The sequence below is a fragment of the Paenibacillus sp. CFBP 13594 genome (assembly GCF_014842675.1).
In the GTDB taxonomy this organism is placed as follows: domain Bacteria; phylum Bacillota; class Bacilli; order Paenibacillales; family Paenibacillaceae; genus Paenibacillus; species Paenibacillus amylolyticus_B.
In genome coordinates, this window is sequence record NZ_JACYVQ010000005.1 from 135,136 (window position 1) to 153,940 (window position 18,805).

Here is an 18,805-nt window from a genome sequence, read left to right on the forward strand (position 1 = left end):
CATCTTCTTGGTACTGAAAACCAGTCTTTTTGAACACACACTTTATGTTGAAAGGAGTTCTCTCATCATGCAAAAAAAGAAATGGTTCAAAATCATTATCTATCTCATGCTGATCGCCATGATCGGGTCTACCCTTTTCATAGCTCTCGAACCGTTGCTGTTTGGATAGCAACCTAAAGCCTTTCGACGGTCTGTTTACAGACGTTGAAGGGCTTCTTTTTCCGTGACCCAATTAATTTGATATGGAAAAATACGATTAAAGTACGGAACAATCTCCTGCGCTACCTGCTCCACCGAATAAGACTTGCCCGTTATATCCTCGAGTGAGGTAACGCCATACTGCTCAATCCCACAAGGAACAATCCCCTGAAACCCTGCATGTTGAATGCCTGAGCTGATGTTAAAAGCAAACCCGTGACTGGTCACAAAACCGCGGCGGTGTTTGCAACGATTAAACTTGATGCCGATTGCAGCAATCTTCATATCGCCAATCCACACACCCGTGTAACCCTCTTTGCGTCCTGCTTCGATGCCCTGGTCTGCGAGATAATCCATAAGTACCTGCTCAAGTTTCCGTAAATAGCCGTGCAGATCCAGGTCTTCATCCCGACCAAGAATCAATAACGGGTAACCTACCAACTGACCCGGGCCATGATAAGTAATATCACCGCCGCGGTCAATTTGAAACAAAGAAATCCCTTGCTCACGCAACTCTTCCGGACTGAGAAGCAGATGCTCCGGATGATTTTGTGAGCCGATCGTATACGTAGGCGGGTGTTGTAAAAGCAGCATCTGCTCCGCTCCCTCGCCCTCGTCCAATCGCTGCACAATCGCTTTCTGGCGGTTCCAAGCCTCTTCATAATCAAGCATTGGTATGTATGCAACATCCAGCGGCTTGCTCATGATTCCCCACACCCTTCTGCTTCAGGTTCAGTGTACAATTGAGCACCTGTCCGTAGACAGCAGGAAAAGTGCACGGCCTCCGGCACATACACTTCCCCGACAACTATTTACTTAATACACCTTGGTCTCCATGGTATATCCTTCAAGGTTTTCTTTGACACGTTGCAAGAAACGTCCGCTGATTACACCATCCAGGATTCGGTGATCAAGCGACAGACACAGGTTAGCCATCGAACGAACAGCGATCATATCATTAATAACCACTGGTTTCTTGACAATCGACTCGAATGTAAGAATCGCTGCCTGTGGATAGTTAATGATCGGCTGGGACAGGATCGAACCAAATGAACCTGTGTTGTTCACCGTGAACGTACCACCTTGCATATGGTCCAGCTTCAACGTACCTTCACGTGTTTTGCGAGCCAGTTCATCCACTTCACGGGCCAGACCTGCAATATTTCGCTGATCGGCATGTTTGATTACGGGTGTAAGTACGGAATCTTCGGTTCCTACCGCCATGGACAGGTTAATGTCCCGTTTGACGATAATTTTGTCCACTGCCCATACCGAGTTCATGATTGGGTAGTCTTTAATCGCGTTAACGACTCCCTTCATCATGAATGACAGATATGTCAGATTGATGCCTTCCTTACGCTTGAACTCATCCTTGAGTTTATTGCGCAGCATCACAAGATTTGTTACGTCCACTTCAATCATTGTCCATGCATGCGGGATTTCAGATACGCTTTGACGCATATTCCGGGCAATGGCATTACGCACAGGGGTAACATCGATGAAATACTCCGATCTTCCCTGGCCGCCACCTTCCACTTCGATCTGTGGAATTTTCGGGCTTTCGGTTAGATGAATGCCTGAATGTCTCACAGGAACACCTGCATCGGACGCTGAGATCGCTTCTCCAGCGGTTAAACCCATTTCTCCATTTCCACGATTCACTCCGCTGAATGGAGAAGCAGACGGCACACCAGAAGGTGTATGCTGTGCTGCTGCAGATGATGCTTGTGCAGACGATCCAGCCGCGTTACCTCCCTGTGCAACAAATGCCAGCACATCTTTGCGGGTAATACGACCACCGGCTCCAGTGCCTTGGATGCTTTGCAAGTTCAAGCCATGCTCTGCTGCCAAGGATTGCACTGCCGGGGAATACCGATTGCGCATCGGCTGGTTCGGGTCATGTGCTGCTGTATTTGAGGCGGCAACAGGAGTGTGGCTAGCATGTTGCTGCACTTGCTCCTGTTGCTGCGATACTTGTGTTACTTGCTCAGCCGCTTCTTCGTCAGAAGCTGCGACCTGCATGCGGCAGATTGCTTCACCAACAGCAATCGTTGTGCCCTCTTCCACCAAAAGGTCACCCATAATTCCATCCACAGTGGATGGAATCTCGGCATTAACTTTATCAGTGATTACTTCACAGATCGGCTCGTACTGTTCCACACGGTCGCCCGGTTTTTTCAACCATTTGCCTATGGTAGCCGAGACCAGCGATTCCGCCAATTGCGGCATAATGACCTCGATCCATTTCATACGTTCAGCCATTTGATTATCACTCCAAACTTTACTTTTAAACGATCCAAAAAACGAAATTAAAACTCGGCAAGTGTACGCATTGCTGCTTTGGCTTTGTCCTTGCTCAGCATGTAGAATTTCTCCAATGTTGGGCTAATTGGCATGGCCGGCACGTCAGGTCCGCAGAGACGCTGAATCGGTGCATCCAGTTCAAACAGACATTCCTCACTAATAATAGCGGCAACTTCGGCACCTACACCACCGGTTTTGTTATCTTCGTGTACAATCAGCACCTTGCCTGTCAGACGAGCGGAAGCGATAATGGCTTCACGATCCAACGGCTGCAATGTGCGCAGATCCAGAACGTGTGCAGTAATGCCTTCTTCCCGTTCCAGCTCCTCAGCAGCCTGCATTACAAAATGCAGCGGCTGACTGTAACCGATCACCGTAATATCCGCACCCTCACGAAGTACGTTGGCTTTACCAATCGGAACGATGTAATCATCTTCAGGCACATCTTCCTTGATAAGCTTGTAGCATTTTTTATTTTCAAAAAAGAGTACCGGGTCCGGGTCGCGAATAGCGGCCTTGAGCAGTCCCTTGGCATCGTATGCCGAGTAGGGTGCTATAATTTTCAGACCAGGTGTACCAAAGAAAATCGATTCCGGACATTGGGAGTGATACAACCCACCGAAGATTCCGCCACCAATCGGCGCGCGGATAACAATCGGACAGCTCCAGTCATTATTGGAACGATAGCGGATCTTCGCCGCTTCACTAATGATCTGGTTTGTTGCCGGCAGCATGAAGTCCGAATATTGCATTTCGGCAATCGGCTTCATGCCATACATCGCTGCACCAATGGCAACACCTGCAATAGCGGATTCAGACAAAGGTGTGTCCATCACTCGCATTTCGCCAAACTGATCTTGCAGCCCTTTAGTTGTGGTAAACACACCACCTTTGAGACCTACGTCTTCACCAAGGATAAAAACATTCTCATCCCGTTCCATCTCTTCTTTCATCGCGAGACGGATTGCATCAATATATTCCATCACTGCCATACTTACCGTCCCCCTTCTTCGCTGTCCGCATAAACGTGCGTCAGAGTATCCTCAGGTTTAGGATATGGTGCGTTGTCTGCATATTCAGTTGCTTCTTTCATTTCCATCGCAAGCTGCGAAGCCAGATCCGCATCCCGGGCTTCGTCCCAGATGCCGCAATCGATCAAGTAGTTCTTCATGCGAGGAACGCCATCTTTCTTCCAGTTCTCCTCAACTTCCTCTTTGGTCCGGTAAGCCAGATCATTATCGGAGGTGGAGTGAGGTGACAACCGATACATCATCGCTTCAATCAGTGTCGGGCCTTCTCCGGCTATGGCACGGCGACGCGCTTCCTTCACTGCAGCGTATACTTCTAATGCATCGTTTCCATCTACACGCAGTCCAGGGAACCCGTATCCTTGTGCTCGATCGGATATTTTGCCGCTCAACTGTTTGTGAATCGGTACCGAAATTGCATATTGATTGTTCTCACACATAATAATGACAGGCAATTTATGCACACCTGCAAAGTTGGCTCCCTCGTGGAAGTCACCCTGGTTGCTTGATCCTTCACCAAACGTAACAAAAGAAACAAATTCTTGCTTCTTCATTTTGGCAGCCAGCGCAAACCCAACAGCGTGCGGAACCTGTGTTGTAACCGGGCTGGAGCCCGTCACAATCCGCAGCTTTTTGTGACCGAAGTGACCCGGCATTTGCCGACCGCCACTATTCGGATCTTCCGCTTTTGCAAAAGCAGACAGCATCAACTCACGCGGAGTCATGCCTACCGCCAGTACAAAGCCATAATCGCGGTAATAAGGTAAATAATAATCGTGATCCCGATCCAGACCAAAAGCAGCGCCTACTTGCGCAGCTTCCTGTCCTACACCGGATACGTGAAAGTTAATTTTGCCAGCCCGTTGCAAGAGCAAGCAACGCTCGTCAAACTTGCGTGCGAGCAGCATGTATTTGTACATATCCAATACTTCACCATCGCTAAGTCCCAGCTGTTGATGCCGATGGACCGCGTCTGCAGTACCTTGTGAACTCATATGAGGTACCTCCTTTTAATCAGAGCCTGTGCCACTCTTACTACCCGATCTTATAACCTGGTACTAAGACTTGGCTTAACCTTATTATAATCCCTTTTACCCAAAAAAGGAAAGAACCTTTCTCATAAGCCTGTTTGGCTTACATTCCAATGGCCTTTCCATCGACCGCCAGCATGGCTTCACCCATGATTTCCGACAGAGAAGGGTGCGGATGAATGGTTTGTCCAACTTCCCAAGGTGTGGCATCCAGCATCTGAGCCAGAGAAGCCTCAGCGATCAATTCCGTCACATGGGTGCCAATCATATGTACTCCCAATATATCATTCGTCTTGGCATCTGCGATCACCTTCACGAATCCATCACGACTTCCATGAATGAGCGATTTACCAATCGCCGAAAATGGGAACTTCCCTGTTTTAATGTCATAGCCACGTTCTTTGGCTTCACGCTCGGTGAATCCGATGCTTGCTGCTTCCGGACGTGTATACACACAGCGCGGGATGCGATGGGATTCTACGGCATGTACCGTTTCTCCCGCCAGATGATCGACAGCGAGAATGCCTTCATGACTTGCGGCATGTGCAAGCTGCAAACCGCCGATGCAGTCACCAATGGCGTAGATGTGACCTTCACCGGTTTGTAACTGTTTGTTCACAGCGATGAATCCACGCTCCAGTTTGATATCTGTATTTTCGAGTCCGATATTTTCGACATTAGCCTGACGTCCAACCGACACGAGCATTTTCTCCGCTCTCAGCGTTTCCTGCTTATCGTCACCAAGCTGCACATCAATCTGGATGCCCTCTTGACCCGTGTTATATGTTTCCGTTAGAACAGTGGCACCTGTCAGGAAACGAACACCTCGTTTGCTTAGCAATCGCTGCATTTCTTTGGCAACATCCTCATCCTCGGCAGGCAACACGTGAGCAGCTGCTTCTACTACTGTGATGTCTACCCCAAAGTCATTCAGCATGGATGCCCACTCCAGTCCAATCACACCCCCACCGACAATGATGAGTGATGCAGGAAGTTCATCCATACGCAGGGCTTCGTCACTGCTCATAATAAACTTGCCGTCCGGTTCCAGGCCCGGCAACACACGTGGACGCGAACCAGTCGCAATGATGAGATTGGTTGGAACTACCGTATCCATCTCGCCATCTTCAAACTCCACAGCGACTGCTCCGCTCTGCGGTGAGAAGATGGATGGTCCGATGACGCGACCTTTCGCGTGTACAACCTGGATTTTATTTTTTTTCATCAAATATTGAACGCCCTGATGGAGCTGTTCGACAATTGCATCCTTGCGCGCCTGTACTTTGGGAAATACAAGTGTGGCCCCAGCGGTCTCGATACCATACGTCTCGCTCTCTTGAATCTCGGCGTACACTTCCGCGCTTTTCAGCAAAGCCTTACTCGGAATACAGCCACGATGCAGACAGGTTCCACCAAGCTTGTCCTTCTCAATAATAACGACTTGTTTCCCCAGCTGTGCAGCCCGGATTGCGGCTACATATCCACCGGTTCCTCCTCCAAGAATTGCAACATCACATGTAATTGGCATCTCTCATGCTCTCCTCTATGAATCAAATTTCAATATAATTTATGATGGCTTAAATCATGGTTTAGCTTATACCCTCTATATGCCATTGTACTCTCCTTAAGCGGTCAACTCAAAGTTTGAAGCAATCACACATGGACAGCCCATGCATTCCAAGCTATGATGGAATCAGGTATGATCTGTAAGCGTAACCTTTATTTAATGTCGACTTTGGCAGAAAGGGTATAATGCTCATGAATACAAGATTGGTCTTTGCGCGATTTTTGGCAATTGTTGTTCTGGTCATCCCCGGTTTAATGGCAATGAAGGGTTTTCTGATGATGAAAGATGCCCTGTTCCTATATTATGCCGAGCACGGGAACGAACTGATTTCACCAGGGTTCCAGTGGCTTTCCTTTGGCGGTGGACTTGTTCTTTTTGCCGCAGGTATGAGTTTTCTGGGAGGCTGGATCTTGTTCCGTGACCGCAAGCGTAATTATGTAGGTCCCCGTTTCCGGTCCAAAAGTGTACCCGAAAAAGCAGAGACGCCCGGAAGGACTCCATGAGTCCGGGCTTTTTTTGTGTGTATACAACACACCGCCTACTTTACATAGACAGGATGGATCATCATGGTATCATTTCTAATCACGTTACAACGATTGCTCAAAGGCATTTTCCATGCGTTCAAAGACCCCAAGTTTCTGGCTCTGTTCGCGTTAACAGCAGCAACGTTGCTGTCAGGCACTTTGTTTTACACTCGTGTTGAAGGTCTGCACTGGATCGATGCGTTATACTTCTGTGCAGTTACCCTGACTACGGTGGGACATCCTGAATTTGTGCCATCCACCGGATTCAGCAAAGCCTTTACCGTAATCTACATGTTTGCAGGCATTGGTCTCACCTTTGCCATGATTGCCAGAATTACAGCAGGTATTCTATTCCCTCGCAAATTAAAGACAGAAGAGGACCCGGAGTAATCTCCGGGTCATTCGTATAGGGCATCCCGCAGTTTGGTAGACATACGTGATTCTTTGGAAGAAGACTTCAAAATCGTTCTACGCAAGGTAAGGTTACTTGCCTGCAGTCTCTCCGCTTCTGCGAACAGTTCTGCAAATAATGCCTGCGCCGCTTCATCTATAGATCCCTGTTCTTTCAGGCTTTCATATTGCGCTTGCAGTGATGTTAATGCTTCACTCATACTAAACACCTCTTTTCACAACTCCTGTTAATTAGCTGCCGTAACCAATACCTTAACAATCCATATAGTAACACAAAGCTGCGCAGATTAGTTCTGGCTCTTTCCAAAGATTTTGTGGTACTCTGTAAAGGTCGCTTTTTTTGTTGAATCCCGTATGTGAGAGGAGTAGCAGCACCGTGCAAACAGGACGTATTACCGTAATTACTGGACCCATGTTCAGTGAAAAATCCGGTGAACTCATTCGCCGTTGTCAGAAATTAATACAATTTGGCCGTAAAAAGGTTGTGGCCTACAAACCAGCCGAGGATGATCGGTTTGCCCAGGACGAGATCGTAAGCCGAATTGGTTATCGACTCCCTGCCCATTCCATTCCCCGGCAATTAACCCCGGAATCCGTAGAAATGATCTTGAACCAAACCATAGATGCTGATGTTGTTGCATTTGATGAAGTACAATTTTTCAGCAGTGCCATTATGGAACTTGTCTCGGAGTTAGCGTATTGTGGCAAACATGTCATTGTGGACGGACTTAATATGGATTACCGTGGTAAGGAATTCGGATATGTCGGCGGTTTGCTTGCCATGGCAGACGACATTGAGAAACTCTCGGCTTTCTGTGCGGTATGTGGCAGCCCGGATGCAGCCTTTACGCAACGTATCGTCAATGGGGAGCCTGTTACCTTGGGTCCGGTTGTCATGATTGGCGATTCAGAAGCTTACGAGCCACGCTGTCGTTGCTGCTTCATTCCTCCTCACAAAGTTGAATGCTCATCATAATTGCTAAAAGATTTTTGATTTCTTCCAAAAAGGCCCCTTGGGGCTTTTTTTGTTATAGAGCAAACATTCGCACAAAAAAGCACCGCTTCGCAGCGATGCTTCCAGAGTCGCTTCCCGCTAGTCACGGGAAACAAAATATTTGTTGGTCATGTAGTAAGCGTCACCACGCGACGTTTCCACCATTCCTTTTTTGGCATCCAAAAATACAATCTCTTTACACTTTGTACAGTACCATTTTGTGCGCTTGTATGGGGATTCCGTCACATAAGCCGTGCCACATTTACAATCAATCTTCATTAATAACTCGGTTGATTTATAGGCACTGGACAAGCGTTCCAGGTTATCCTGCTGCTGTGTAGGCATAATGGTCTGCTGATAATCCGATAAATGATTTTGAACCTTGAAGTCTGCTACCAATCCTGCATTCAATCCAAAAAACTCCTTGCCGATTTCGGTCACGAAGCGCTTCTCATTTCTGTAGCAATCCAGCCACTCAATAATCTGCTTATTAGACAGTGGAACCGTACCCTTGATACCGCTGTTTAAGGTGTAGGTCATGATGTATAAAGTATCGTCTTGTCTACCTGAGTACATTAGAATCCTCCTTCGAATACATTTGCTAATGTACTACAAAAACGCGCATAAATCAAAGAATTGTTATTTCCTGAGCGCATCTCTTCTTATTAAATGGGAAACATTCCACGTTCATCCGCCAAAGACTTACAAGAACTGCATACACCTGAAACATTTCCCTGTGGCGCCGCATAATGCACGACCGATTCAACGTTTTTCTTGCATATGGAACAGTAGTGCCTCCTTTCCTTTTTTGGGATATAGTCCGATAGCTTAACCACGTTTTTGTTCGGTCGGAATCGTTGTAAGAAACCCGGCCATTTCATCTCGCTTCACTCTTTCTTGTTCGTCTACTTCGTAGTCATTTTTTTACTCTGGGCTAAAAATCATCTCGTCTTTTTTTATGTATACGATTCCAAGTTGTGCATGCCTATCTCATAATCTATTCGACGTTTTGAACGTTTTTCCTGTTTTTAATCTCTACACATACAAAAAAAACCGACAGAACCTGATCTCCTTATTTTCGGAAGAACAGTATTTTAGTCGGTTCCAGCCTTATTTATAAAAAGTTCCCAGAACGTCCAGCTCTGAAGAGCGCTCAATTCGAAATGGATAGATATAACCCTGATTCATTCGGGTAAATTTGCGGCTCCACAGGTCCAGTCCCGATGTGAACTGATAGGCCTGATATATAAACTTGGAGCAGTAATTGCGCTCAATACTGCGCAGATTGGTCTGCAAACGGTAGAATTTTACCTGCTTGTAATGGTCATGTACCCACCCGGCTGCTTTCATGCCTGCCTCATTCAGTCTGGAACGGAATACAATGAAACGATCTCCTTCATAAAACCGCGTAAGATACCACTCTAATGAATCAGCAAATACAGGCCCATAAGGGTGCACATGATACACCTTGCCGTCGAGACCAATAATGCCCATATGCCCGGCGTAATACGTCGATTCCGAGCTTGGCGTGTACACAATATCCCCTGGCTCTAGCTTCATCTCGCCCAACACGTTAATAGGCAAGTCCTGATGCAGCCGTTTGGCTGCTGAACGTTCACGCCGCCCTTCAACCAACAAGCGATGAAGCGCGCCAGCCAGTGCGAGATACATTTCAGACCATTTGATCTTTTTTTTATCAGATCGTTTGAACCACCGCTGGATGAAGGTGAAACCTCGTTGTGGCTGTGATCCCTTTTTCATACGCTGCACTCCACTCTGATCTAATTATTGTGTCTTGATGTCATTCTAATGTTTCTCAGGCTTATTATAGACATTTGGTAGTGTATATACAATTCGGCAGCCTTTGCTTCTCGTAAAATTATGCCTTCTTATTACCCATTTTATGCAAAAAAGATGACTTCGGAATGAACCCGAAGTCATCTTAATATAACCGATCGCAGACCTTTATTCTTCTACAACACCAAGAGCTTTATTTTTCTCCTTAAAGCGACTGTTATGGGAAGAAACATAAGCCACTTTTTCCGCTTCAGGGTCCATGTAAAGCTTTGCACTGTTTACCGCTAGGGCTGCATCAGTAAAAGTACCCGCAATCAGATACAGTTTGCTACCATAATCTACAAAGTCACCCGCGGCAAAAACACCAGGAATATTGGTCTGTAATCTCTCCGTTGTAGTGACATGCCATTCGCCAAGATCAAGTCCCCAATCCCGGATTGGACCAAAGTCACTCTTCATGCCGTGGTTTACAATGACAGCATCGACTTCAAGCAGTTCAGTTTCACCTGTGTCCACGTGTGAGATGGTCACCTGTTCAATCACATCACCACTCATACTATGCAGTGTCTCTACCGCGTAAGGTGTACGAACATCTACAGAGGATTCTCTCATACGCAGTACATTACGCTCCAACCCGCCAAAGCGGTCACGACGATGCACAACCGTAACTTGCTCTGCCAGAGCTTCCAATTCATTCGCCCAGTCCACAGCAGAGTCGCCTCCACCCGAGATCAGCACGCGTTTACCGCGGAATGGTTCTAGTTCCTGCACGGTATAGTGCAGATTGCTAACCTCGTAACGGTCTGCACCTTCAAGCTCCAGCTTGGCCATTTTATATATACCATATCCGATTGCCATAATGACGGTACGTGTCCAGTGTTGCTCACCTGTTGCAGAAGTTAACAGAATTGTGCCATCAGGTTGACGCTCGAATCCTTCGATCTGTTGTTCAAATACGAGGGTAGGCTCAAAAGTTCTTGCCTGTTCTTCCAATTGTTTGATCAGATCTTCACACAGAATTGGCGTCACACCCCCGACATCCCAGATCATTTTCTCCGGATAAAAGAGCATGCGACCTCCCAATCTGTCACGTGCCTCAATCAACTTGGTCTTCATATCTCGCATGCCGCTATAAAAGGCAGAGTACATACCCGCAGGGCCACCGCCGATAATGGTTACATCATAAAGTTCCAACTGCTGATTCATATTAAAAATACCTCCGTTAATTCGATCCAGAACATCGAGTATTTGATATCGATTCTCATTATCACTTAAATCCTAGTGTAATGGTAATCTTATCAAAATACAATGGCTAAAAAACAAACATTTCTTGTACAAAAATTCTACGAACACATCTGCTCTTTACTATTGCGCTCTTGGAGCCGCCAACAGCTTTTCAACGACAAAATCAAGTTGTTTATTAATTGAATAGATATCCGAATAGTAGAAGAAATCAAAATCAATCTCAATTAGGCGACCTTCTTTAACAGCCGGGATGCTACTCCATATTGGATCATCCGTAAGGTTATCTGCCCCTTCATACACCGAACGAAACACGTAGTCACCGATATATTCAGGCAGTACTTCCATGGATAGATTGGAGCCTCCAGCTTCCGAAACTACATCAATTTTCTTTTGTACCACTTCAGGTGCTTTCATCCCCAAGTATTCATATAGTGCCTGAGATCCTCGGCCATATTGCTTGCTCTCTACAACGACCATACCTTTCAAACCGCCCTCAACAATGGAAACCGTTTTGTCCAATATGCCTGCATCTGCTAGTGTTTGCTTACTCTCTTCGACTTTGCTATTGAGATTATTGATTAATGTCTCAGCTTCCTGCTCTTTGCCAAAAATACTCGCTATACTCTGGAGTCTTTCTTCTGTTGTCATTTTCTCGTATGGAATATATACCGTAGGTGCGATATCCTTTAACAACGTATACGTCTCTTCTGAAGGAACAATGATCAGATCCGGATCAAGGTCAATGACAGCTTCAGGATTCGGTTCGAACCAGGTGCCTAGTGAATTTACACCTTCAAGCTCACTCTTGTAGGCAGCCCCGTTGAATACTTCAGATGTAGCAATTGGCTTAATTCCAAGCGCAACGACGTCTCCCTGGAGATATAGTACAACAACCCGTTTAGGATTTGCTGGAACAACTACGTCACCCTTAACCGTGGAGACCGTGCGTGTTTCATTGTCTTTGTTCGTCTGGCTTCCTGTGTCTGATGATACTGCCGTACTGCTGTTATTGTTGGAACTGGCACCCGTTCCTTCGCCAGCTGCTGGTGTTGTTGCTGTACCTGAAGAGCAGGCTGCGAGGAGCATCGTTATGCTCAATAATGCAACCATAATCATACTGGAACTTGTTTTTCTTCTTTTCATTGGTGTAGACCCTCCGTCTATATATTGATAATGATTCTCATAATCAATATATCCCGACTTCCATCTTCGGCCAATGGACGATTCAGAGATTACCAATGGACGATCCTCTGTTCTCGCTTCTTCTCTCATCTTTCGTTGATACTGTATCGGAGAGATCCCCACATGTTTTTTGAAGATACGACTAAAATAATACACATCCGAATAACCTACTTCTGCTGCAATTTCACTCAGCGTTGCATCAGATCGCAAAAGCAGATTGCGAGCCTTAGCGATTCGGGTCTGAATTAAATAATCAATGGGACTGTGACCCGTCTGTCGTTTGAATTGCATGGATAAATGACGGGAGCTGTAGTTGAATTGTTCAGCCAGGAAATCAAGCGTGACCTGTTCCCTATAATGGTTCTGTATATAACGAAGTGTTTGTTTCACCGGGTCAGCAAGCTCTGTTTTGATCTCCTGCTCTGCCAACTGAACCATCATTTCATGAATGAATTGGTAAAATAAACTTTTGGTATGAAGCAGATCCAGACTCCCAGATTGAATCCATGCACCCTCAAGCTCATCAAGGTAACGTAACAACCCCAGCGGACTGCCCGGTGCAAATCCATATTGCAAAGAGAACGGCGCAACTTCCGGCTGTGCCAATAACCACTTTTTACGAGAACTAGGAAAGGCAAGGAATGCTCTGTAATAGAGCAGAATATATTCGAAATCTTCGTTGGTTTGGATATCCAGTGAAGATCCTTTCGCCCCATGAAGCATGTAAAATCGCTCTGCATTGTAAGCTCTACCATCCATTTGGAGGTCAGCCGAGCCTCGAATCGTATATATAAAAGCATTTGCCGGAAGTGTGTAGGAACTCAGTTGTGCCCCTGCCTCCATAACGATTCGTCGTATATCCAGAACCTTAACAGCGGCATGATTCCAGCATTTCATCTGTTCGTCTAATTGCATCAAATACTCTCCAATCCCAGCCTCACCCGGAACAAAGGCCTTACAAGGTCATCATTCTGCCATACATCCGATAACATATATGTAGCAGAGGTTTACTAATGTACCTTTATTATAAATGATAATAATTTTCATTATCAACTGTAATTTAGAGTGGAAGAATTGGATTTCATCTCATCCATCACTTGTTACGCTTATTCTTGTTCAGAGATCTTCGTAAACCACGCAGCCAATTCCTCTGTTTGATTCAATGTTGCAATCGGGTCAAAGTACCATGAACGTCCGGGCTCCAGATAAACACACGATCATTTTTAACCCATCCAGTGAACTCCAGACAAGTTTCGATTTCAACTCTTCCAGGGTCAGATTGTTCGCTGTTAGAATAATGTAATCCTCCACCAGGCAGGTTTGTTTTGTACATCAAGTAATATAGGCGCAATCCGGATTCGCCTGCTTGAATCACCAACTTACTTCCTTTTGCCCCATGGATAATATAAAAGCGACTCACTTCATATGTTTGCTTGTCAGCGTCACTCCAGCATCACCCTGAATGGTGAGTACAAAGGTACTTGTTGGAAATTTGTAATTCATCTCTTCTTATGCCTCTAATTCCATGTAACGAATATCTGTTATACTCACCGCAGCATAGTTCCAGAGGATATAATAATCATTCCACATTTTGCTAACCCATCTCCGGCTACATAGATTGTGTCTGAACTTCCACTCACTTAATAATAAACATTATCAATTATTATGATGAAGTACGCAATACAACCGACGCAAAATGAATCCATTGCGATGAAACAAGAGCTATTCAAATCCTTCTCTTAACATCCGATATATGTAAATAGAACCATGATAAAGAGTAGAAGGAGAACTGAGGATATGAATTCAATCTCATCTGCAACCAAAAGCAGTTTCACTCCCGGGAATCAAGTCTCCAGTCGGGATAAAGAAATTCAGGGACTCATGCAGCAGAAGATCCGGCTCAATGAAGAAATGCAAAGTGTAAAAACCAATGACGAGTTGGATACCAAAACCAAAGCTCAGCGAATTAAATCCTTAACAAGCTCCATATCACAGATCGACAGCCAGATTGCCCAAATTAAAGCAGAGGAATTGCAAGAAAAGAACAAATTAAGACAGCCCGAAAAGACTCAACAGCAACAACCCAAACCAACCGACGAGACACAAGCCCCTTCACTCGATCACCTGATCAAGCATAGTCAGACTTATGATCAATTGGGTAAGCTGGTCGGTTTACGTGATCGCATGCAGGGCTCCATTCAGACCACCGAAGGAGAAACCCGCTTCGACCGACTTGTTCTGGAGATTAATCCTCCTACAAATGATCTCGATCTCGGCAAATCAAAGATGTTGGAAAATTCAGAACGCACCGTCTTTCAGGCAAAGCGAGAGACCGTCCAAGACATCAACTCCCAGTTAAACAAGGTTAATCAGAAGATTGGGGAACTGGTGGAAGAGATCCATCAATCCGCGCCTAAAGAATCGGCACAACCTCCCATCTCTGCAACATCTGGAGAAGATAATCAGGAAGTAAATGAAGGAAAGAAAACGGGAAGTAAGGAGCACCCATCAGATGGCGGAACCACAGATCAGGAATCAGGAAACGGCCCGCAAACTACGGCTTCTACATCTCCTGCTGCTTCATATCCATCCGTCGATATTCGAATCTGAGTACTCTTTGCTCTAACATACTTATATGTATACATAATGCGGTTGAAGTGTTTTTGCAACACAGCACTCGACTCGCATCACATAATAGATAAACCGCTATTACAGGTGAATAACTCCTGATAAGTAGTGGTTTTTCTTGTATCTTTAACGTTAGTAGTTGAGCTACTATGAGTATTTCTTATCTCTAGCACAGAGTACTGACGTTATCATTTGCACAGATGATACTGCCAGCAATCGCTTTACAACCTTTTTTGATGCGTGTGGCATCATCAATAATCTGATCTATGTTTTCATATTTTCGCTTGCTATTGGTTACAACGGCGATGGATACCGACACCAGAGGAATGGGCCGATTCAGCCCGGAGCGTCCTTCCCCCAGAACATATTGATGATGCCAATCATGTTCGTTGTAGAATGTCTTTTTCATTTCCTCAAAACCTGAGATGACTTCCTCACTAATAAGTTTGTAATCATGGTGATTCAGGATCGTAATAAAATCATCACCACCGATATGTCCAAGAAAAGCTTCAGGGGGAACAAATAGCTTACGAAGCAAGTTAGCTGTCGCCTGAATGAGCTGATCCCCCATTTTGAAACCGTAGCTATCATTGTAGGATTTGAATTGATCGAGATCAACGTACAGTACACTAAAATGGTCCATCTGAAGAGCCTGAGACAGCCTTTCATCTATAATATGATTACCTGGAAGACCCGTCAGCGGGTTCATAAAAATCGCCATTTCAGCCCGTACATCTGCAACAGCAAGTAGCAAACGTCGAATACTCACAGCTCCAAAGAAACGTTCTCCTGACGTGACCAACACAAGATCATATATTTCCCCTTCATCTCTGTCCATGGCTAGAACACTGACATCCGTAATCTGTTCCGAATAATCCACGACCAGTGCCTGCATGTTCATCACCAGTTCTACAGGACGTCCCATATACAGATTATAGCCATACTGGGTGCCAATCTGCTGAAAGAATCGGGCCCGCATCATTAATGACACACACCTCTCCCCCATAACAGCTATACCTTCCAGACTAGGTTTGGACTTGAAAAGATGATAGACGATATCACATTTTGTATCAGATTGTACTACAGGAATTGGTTCAGCAATCTCGCCTATTTGCGTAAACATACGATTCTACTCCTCTGTTCGTAGCATCTATCCGAACTTTCAAATATATATGTAGGTCTTTGTCAATGGTCACATCGTACCACTTTCTACTTGAAAAAGCGTTAACTGAGGGTAAAAGTTTATGAATTATTTCCTTTATCTGAATTTTGCTATAGGGAGCTTTCTTTAATGTAGAAACTCAAAATTCAGAAACAATCATTCAAAACTAAATTTCATCATCATGTTCTGTGTTATTTCGCTATGTAAAAATACCGTCATTTACTGGATATCTTTAATCCAATAATTGACGGTATTCGTTGGCATATATTACAGAAGTTTATCGGCATGAAATGAACGAATTCAGATACAGGCCGCCAAAGTCCATTTGGCTAGAATCTAATCTGAATTCAAACTATAATTGCCAGCTCACTACTCCTGACCGTTTCAGCTTACCTTATGCTCAATTCTCAGCTTGTCAGCGACCATCGCGATGAACTCGCTATTTGTTGGCTTCGACTTGCTGATATTGATCGTGTAACCAAACAAGTGGCTGATGCTGTCGATGTTACCACGAGTCCATGCCACTTCAATCGCATGACGGATGGCACGTTCGACGCGGGACGGCGTGGTTTTGAATTTTTCGGCAATCGCTGGATACAGTGTTTTGGTGATTGCTCCCAGAATTTCGATATTGTTATACACCATTGTAATAGCTTCGCGCAAATACTGATATCCCTTAATATGCGCAGGAACGCCGATTTCATGTATGATGGACGTAATGCTTGCATCGAGATTTTTATGTTTGCCCATGGGCACAACATTGGATTTCATGAACATGGATGATCCATTACTCGTGGACATCGCGGTCTGTGTCCCAACCAGTTGACGCACACGATTCGCAAGCACCTCCATGTCAAACGGCTTGAGAATATAATAAGAAGCTCCGAGTTGCACGGCACGCTGTGTGATATTCTCTTGTCCGAATGCCGTAAGCATAATGACTTTAGGCTGTGGAGACAGGTTCAGGTTGCGCAAGCGCTCAAGCACACCGAGACCATCCAGATGAGGCATGATAATATCCAGAATCAATACATCCGGCACATCCCGAGTTTGCTCCAGCAATTGCAGTACTTCTTCTCCATTGTATGCAATACCGGTTACTTCCATATCTTCCTGTTCAGATATATATTCGGCAAGCAAATTCGTAAATTCACGATTATCATCGGCCAGCAATACCTCAATTTTTTGCAAAACGGTATCCTCCTTTAAATTAAACATCGTTTCGTACATTTCCTTACACGTTTAATTTTCGACACAGCGAGTTAAATTCCTCCTGTCGAAAATTATTTTTCTTTATTTTTTTTTCTTGATCCTATATAATAAATAATTTATTTCATTATCCGATATATTATGTTTGCTTTCGACAAAAAAGAACCTCAAGGCTGTTTAACCAGCCTTGAGGTTCTTATCGTTTTCCTTTTTCATCATAACGCCAGCATCTTGTAACATCCATTCAATGAAGCAACCGTAACCCGATTTCGGATCATTCACGAATACATGAGTAACTGCACCGATCAACTTACCATTCTGTACAATAGGGCTGCCACTCATGCCTTGAACGATACCTCCGGTCTTATCCAGCAGTTTCGGGTCTGTGATTCGAAGCACCAGACCTTTCGTTGCTGGCTCGGTTTGATCTGCCACATGAACAATGTCAATGGAGAAGCGTTCAACTTGTTGACCGTCAACCACGGTAAGTATTTCGGCCGGTCCTTCCTTTACTTCATGAGAGAAAGCAACGGGAATACCTTTCGAATACAGACTGTGCTCAGGATTTCCGGACATTTTACCAAAGATACCAAAAGCCGTATTACGTTCAATATTGCCCAAAATTTTGCTTTCCTTGAGGAAATGAGCACGTTTTTCACCCGGATCACCGGTCTCACTTTTAGAAATGGATGTCACATTGGACTGAACAATCTGGCCACTACCCACAACAATAGATGTTTGTGTGTTCATATCTGTAATGACATGGCCCAGTGCGCCGTATACGCCCTGATCTGGAGCATAGAAGGTAAGTGTGCCAACACCGGCTGCAGAATCACGAATGTACAATCCAAGCCTCCACGCTTGATCCTCGGAGTCATACGCCGGAGTTAATCGTGTCTTCACCGTTTCCTTACCACGTTTTAACACAACATCAATACCTTTTTTACTTTTCCCTGCAAGTTCAACGGCTTCAGAGACACCTGCTACGCCATCAAGACGTTTACCATCCATATGCGTAATCAGATCTCCGAGCTTAATGCCTGCGGTTTCTCCTGGCGATACACGCTCATCCTGCCCAGAGTGGACCAGATGATGACCTACAACCAGAATGCCTGCCGATTTAACTTTGACGCCAATCGTTTGACCCCCGGGTACAACACGCAAATCCGGTATCACATTCACATGGACTGTTTTGACCGGAATTTTACCCCACAACTTTAACGTTAATTTGGCATGTCCCGTTTGTTGAGGGTGAAGATGCAAAGGTTGTTGCCTGGTAACATGCATCGCTGCCTGATCATCCAAACCAACGATATCTGGTCGATCTACAACGGCGCTTGAAACAGCAGGTACAGCGAGCCGTACATCCGCTTGCCTGCCAGCAAACACCTGCAATTCATCCGGCAGTGAAGCATAACTTTGCACAGGCTGAATGGCCTGGCTAATCACACAAAGAAAGAAGGCAAATAAAAGACCTAGCAATTTCTTCCTGAGGGGGGAATTCAATGGCTGTCACACTCCCTTT

At 45.2% G+C, this 18,805-nt stretch carries 19 protein-coding genes; 5 read left to right on the forward strand and 14 right to left on the reverse strand.

Annotated features, from left to right (window positions below):
• Nucleotides 1–67 precede the first annotated feature (67 nt).
• Entirely contained in the window at nucleotides 68–169 is a 102-nt protein-coding gene (gene prli42, locus IFU39_RS17200; protein WP_017687624.1) for a stressosome-associated protein Prli42, read from the forward strand.
• Between the two features lie 26 nt (nucleotides 170–195).
• Here the strand turns inward: prli42 and lipB are convergent, their stop codons facing one another.
• The 5 genes from lipB to lpdA form a co-directional block, all read right to left on the reverse strand.
• Nucleotides 196–903 carry a lipoyl(octanoyl) transferase LipB gene (gene lipB / locus IFU39_RS17205; protein WP_091018106.1) on the reverse strand — a complete coding sequence of 236 codons (708 nt, stop codon included), beginning with the start codon at nucleotides 901–903 and terminating at the stop codon, nucleotides 196–198.
• 111 nt (nucleotides 904–1,014) lie between these two features.
• Nucleotides 1,015–2,460, reverse strand: coding sequence for a dihydrolipoamide acetyltransferase family protein (locus tag IFU39_RS17210; protein WP_105599522.1), 1,446 nt, complete (start codon nucleotides 2,458–2,460; stop codon nucleotides 1,015–1,017).
• 47 nt (nucleotides 2,461–2,507) lie between these two features.
• On the reverse strand, nucleotides 2,508–3,494 hold the full coding sequence (locus IFU39_RS17215) for an alpha-ketoacid dehydrogenase subunit beta (RefSeq protein ID WP_017687621.1): 987 nt from the start codon (nucleotides 3,492–3,494) through the stop codon (nucleotides 2,508–2,510).
• Nucleotides 3,495–3,496: 2 nt separating this feature from the next.
• Nucleotides 3,497–4,525, reverse strand: a complete 1,029-nt coding sequence (locus tag IFU39_RS17220; protein WP_036607878.1) for a thiamine pyrophosphate-dependent dehydrogenase E1 component subunit alpha — start codon at nucleotides 4,523–4,525, stop codon at nucleotides 3,497–3,499.
• A gap of 139 nt (nucleotides 4,526–4,664) precedes the next feature.
• Nucleotides 4,665–6,089, reverse strand: a complete 1,425-nt coding sequence (gene lpdA, locus IFU39_RS17225) for a dihydrolipoyl dehydrogenase (RefSeq protein WP_192133997.1) — start codon at nucleotides 6,087–6,089, stop codon at nucleotides 4,665–4,667.
• Nucleotides 6,090–6,313: 224 nt separating this feature from the next.
• Between lpdA and IFU39_RS17230 the strand changes: the two genes are divergently transcribed.
• Together IFU39_RS17230 and IFU39_RS17235 are read left to right on the forward strand one after the other, a co-directional pair.
• The gene (locus IFU39_RS17230) at nucleotides 6,314–6,631 is read left to right on the forward strand and encodes a DUF2627 domain-containing protein (protein ID WP_017687618.1); all 318 of its coding nucleotides are present in this window, start codon (nucleotides 6,314–6,316) and stop codon (nucleotides 6,629–6,631) included.
• Nucleotides 6,632–6,694: 63 nt separating this feature from the next.
• Nucleotides 6,695–7,042 carry a potassium channel family protein gene (locus IFU39_RS17235; protein ID WP_192133999.1) on the forward strand — a complete coding sequence of 116 codons (348 nt, stop codon included), beginning with the start codon at nucleotides 6,695–6,697 and terminating at the stop codon, nucleotides 7,040–7,042.
• Between the two features lie 8 nt (nucleotides 7,043–7,050).
• On the opposite strand, the gene IFU39_RS17240 is transcribed toward IFU39_RS17235, so the two are convergent.
• Nucleotides 7,051–7,263, reverse strand: coding sequence for a hypothetical protein (locus tag IFU39_RS17240; protein ID WP_091028840.1), 213 nt, complete (start codon nucleotides 7,261–7,263; stop codon nucleotides 7,051–7,053).
• Nucleotides 7,264–7,439: 176 nt separating this feature from the next.
• Between IFU39_RS17240 and IFU39_RS17245 the strand changes: the two genes are divergently transcribed.
• On the forward strand, nucleotides 7,440–8,039 hold the full coding sequence (locus IFU39_RS17245; RefSeq protein ID WP_062835251.1) for a thymidine kinase: 600 nt from the start codon (nucleotides 7,440–7,442) through the stop codon (nucleotides 8,037–8,039).
• 117 nt (nucleotides 8,040–8,156) lie between these two features.
• Here IFU39_RS17245 and IFU39_RS17250 read toward each other — a convergent pair whose 3' ends face one another.
• The 5 genes from IFU39_RS17250 to IFU39_RS17270 form a co-directional block, all read right to left on the reverse strand.
• Nucleotides 8,157–8,633 carry a hypothetical protein gene (locus tag IFU39_RS17250; protein WP_017687614.1) on the reverse strand — a complete coding sequence of 159 codons (477 nt, stop codon included), beginning with the start codon at nucleotides 8,631–8,633 and terminating at the stop codon, nucleotides 8,157–8,159.
• A gap of 534 nt (nucleotides 8,634–9,167) precedes the next feature.
• Complete coding sequence (locus IFU39_RS17255; RefSeq protein WP_036672336.1) at nucleotides 9,168–9,818, reverse strand: hypothetical protein; 651 nt, start codon at nucleotides 9,816–9,818, stop codon at nucleotides 9,168–9,170.
• A gap of 204 nt (nucleotides 9,819–10,022) precedes the next feature.
• A complete protein-coding gene (locus IFU39_RS17260; protein WP_017687612.1) occupies nucleotides 10,023–11,060 on the reverse strand; it encodes an NAD(P)/FAD-dependent oxidoreductase in 1,038 nt (345 codons plus the stop codon).
• A gap of 159 nt (nucleotides 11,061–11,219) precedes the next feature.
• A complete protein-coding gene (locus IFU39_RS17265) occupies nucleotides 11,220–13,196 on the reverse strand; it encodes an AraC family transcriptional regulator (protein WP_192134001.1) in 1,977 nt (658 codons plus the stop codon).
• 244 nt (nucleotides 13,197–13,440) lie between these two features.
• Nucleotides 13,441–13,656, reverse strand: coding sequence for a hypothetical protein (locus IFU39_RS17270; RefSeq protein WP_206759570.1), 216 nt, complete (start codon nucleotides 13,654–13,656; stop codon nucleotides 13,441–13,443).
• A 422-nt stretch (nucleotides 13,657–14,078) separates the two neighbouring features.
• On the opposite strand from IFU39_RS17270, the gene IFU39_RS17275 reads away from it, so the two are divergent.
• A complete protein-coding gene (locus IFU39_RS17275) occupies nucleotides 14,079–14,891 on the forward strand; it encodes a FlxA-like family protein (protein ID WP_192134005.1) in 813 nt (270 codons plus the stop codon).
• Nucleotides 14,892–15,075: 184 nt separating this feature from the next.
• On the opposite strand, the gene IFU39_RS17280 is transcribed toward IFU39_RS17275, so the two are convergent.
• From IFU39_RS17280 to spoIVB, 3 genes are all read right to left on the reverse strand, one after another.
• A complete protein-coding gene (locus tag IFU39_RS17280) occupies nucleotides 15,076–16,032 on the reverse strand; it encodes a GGDEF domain-containing protein (RefSeq protein WP_192134007.1) in 957 nt (318 codons plus the stop codon).
• Between the two features lie 423 nt (nucleotides 16,033–16,455).
• The gene (gene spo0A, locus IFU39_RS17285) at nucleotides 16,456–17,262 is read right to left on the reverse strand and encodes a sporulation transcription factor Spo0A (protein WP_091018123.1); all 807 of its coding nucleotides are present in this window, start codon (nucleotides 17,260–17,262) and stop codon (nucleotides 16,456–16,458) included.
• 195 nt (nucleotides 17,263–17,457) lie between these two features.
• Complete coding sequence (gene spoIVB / locus IFU39_RS17290) at nucleotides 17,458–18,786, reverse strand: SpoIVB peptidase (protein ID WP_105599530.1); 1,329 nt, start codon at nucleotides 18,784–18,786, stop codon at nucleotides 17,458–17,460.
• Nucleotides 18,787–18,805: the final 19 nt, after the last annotated feature.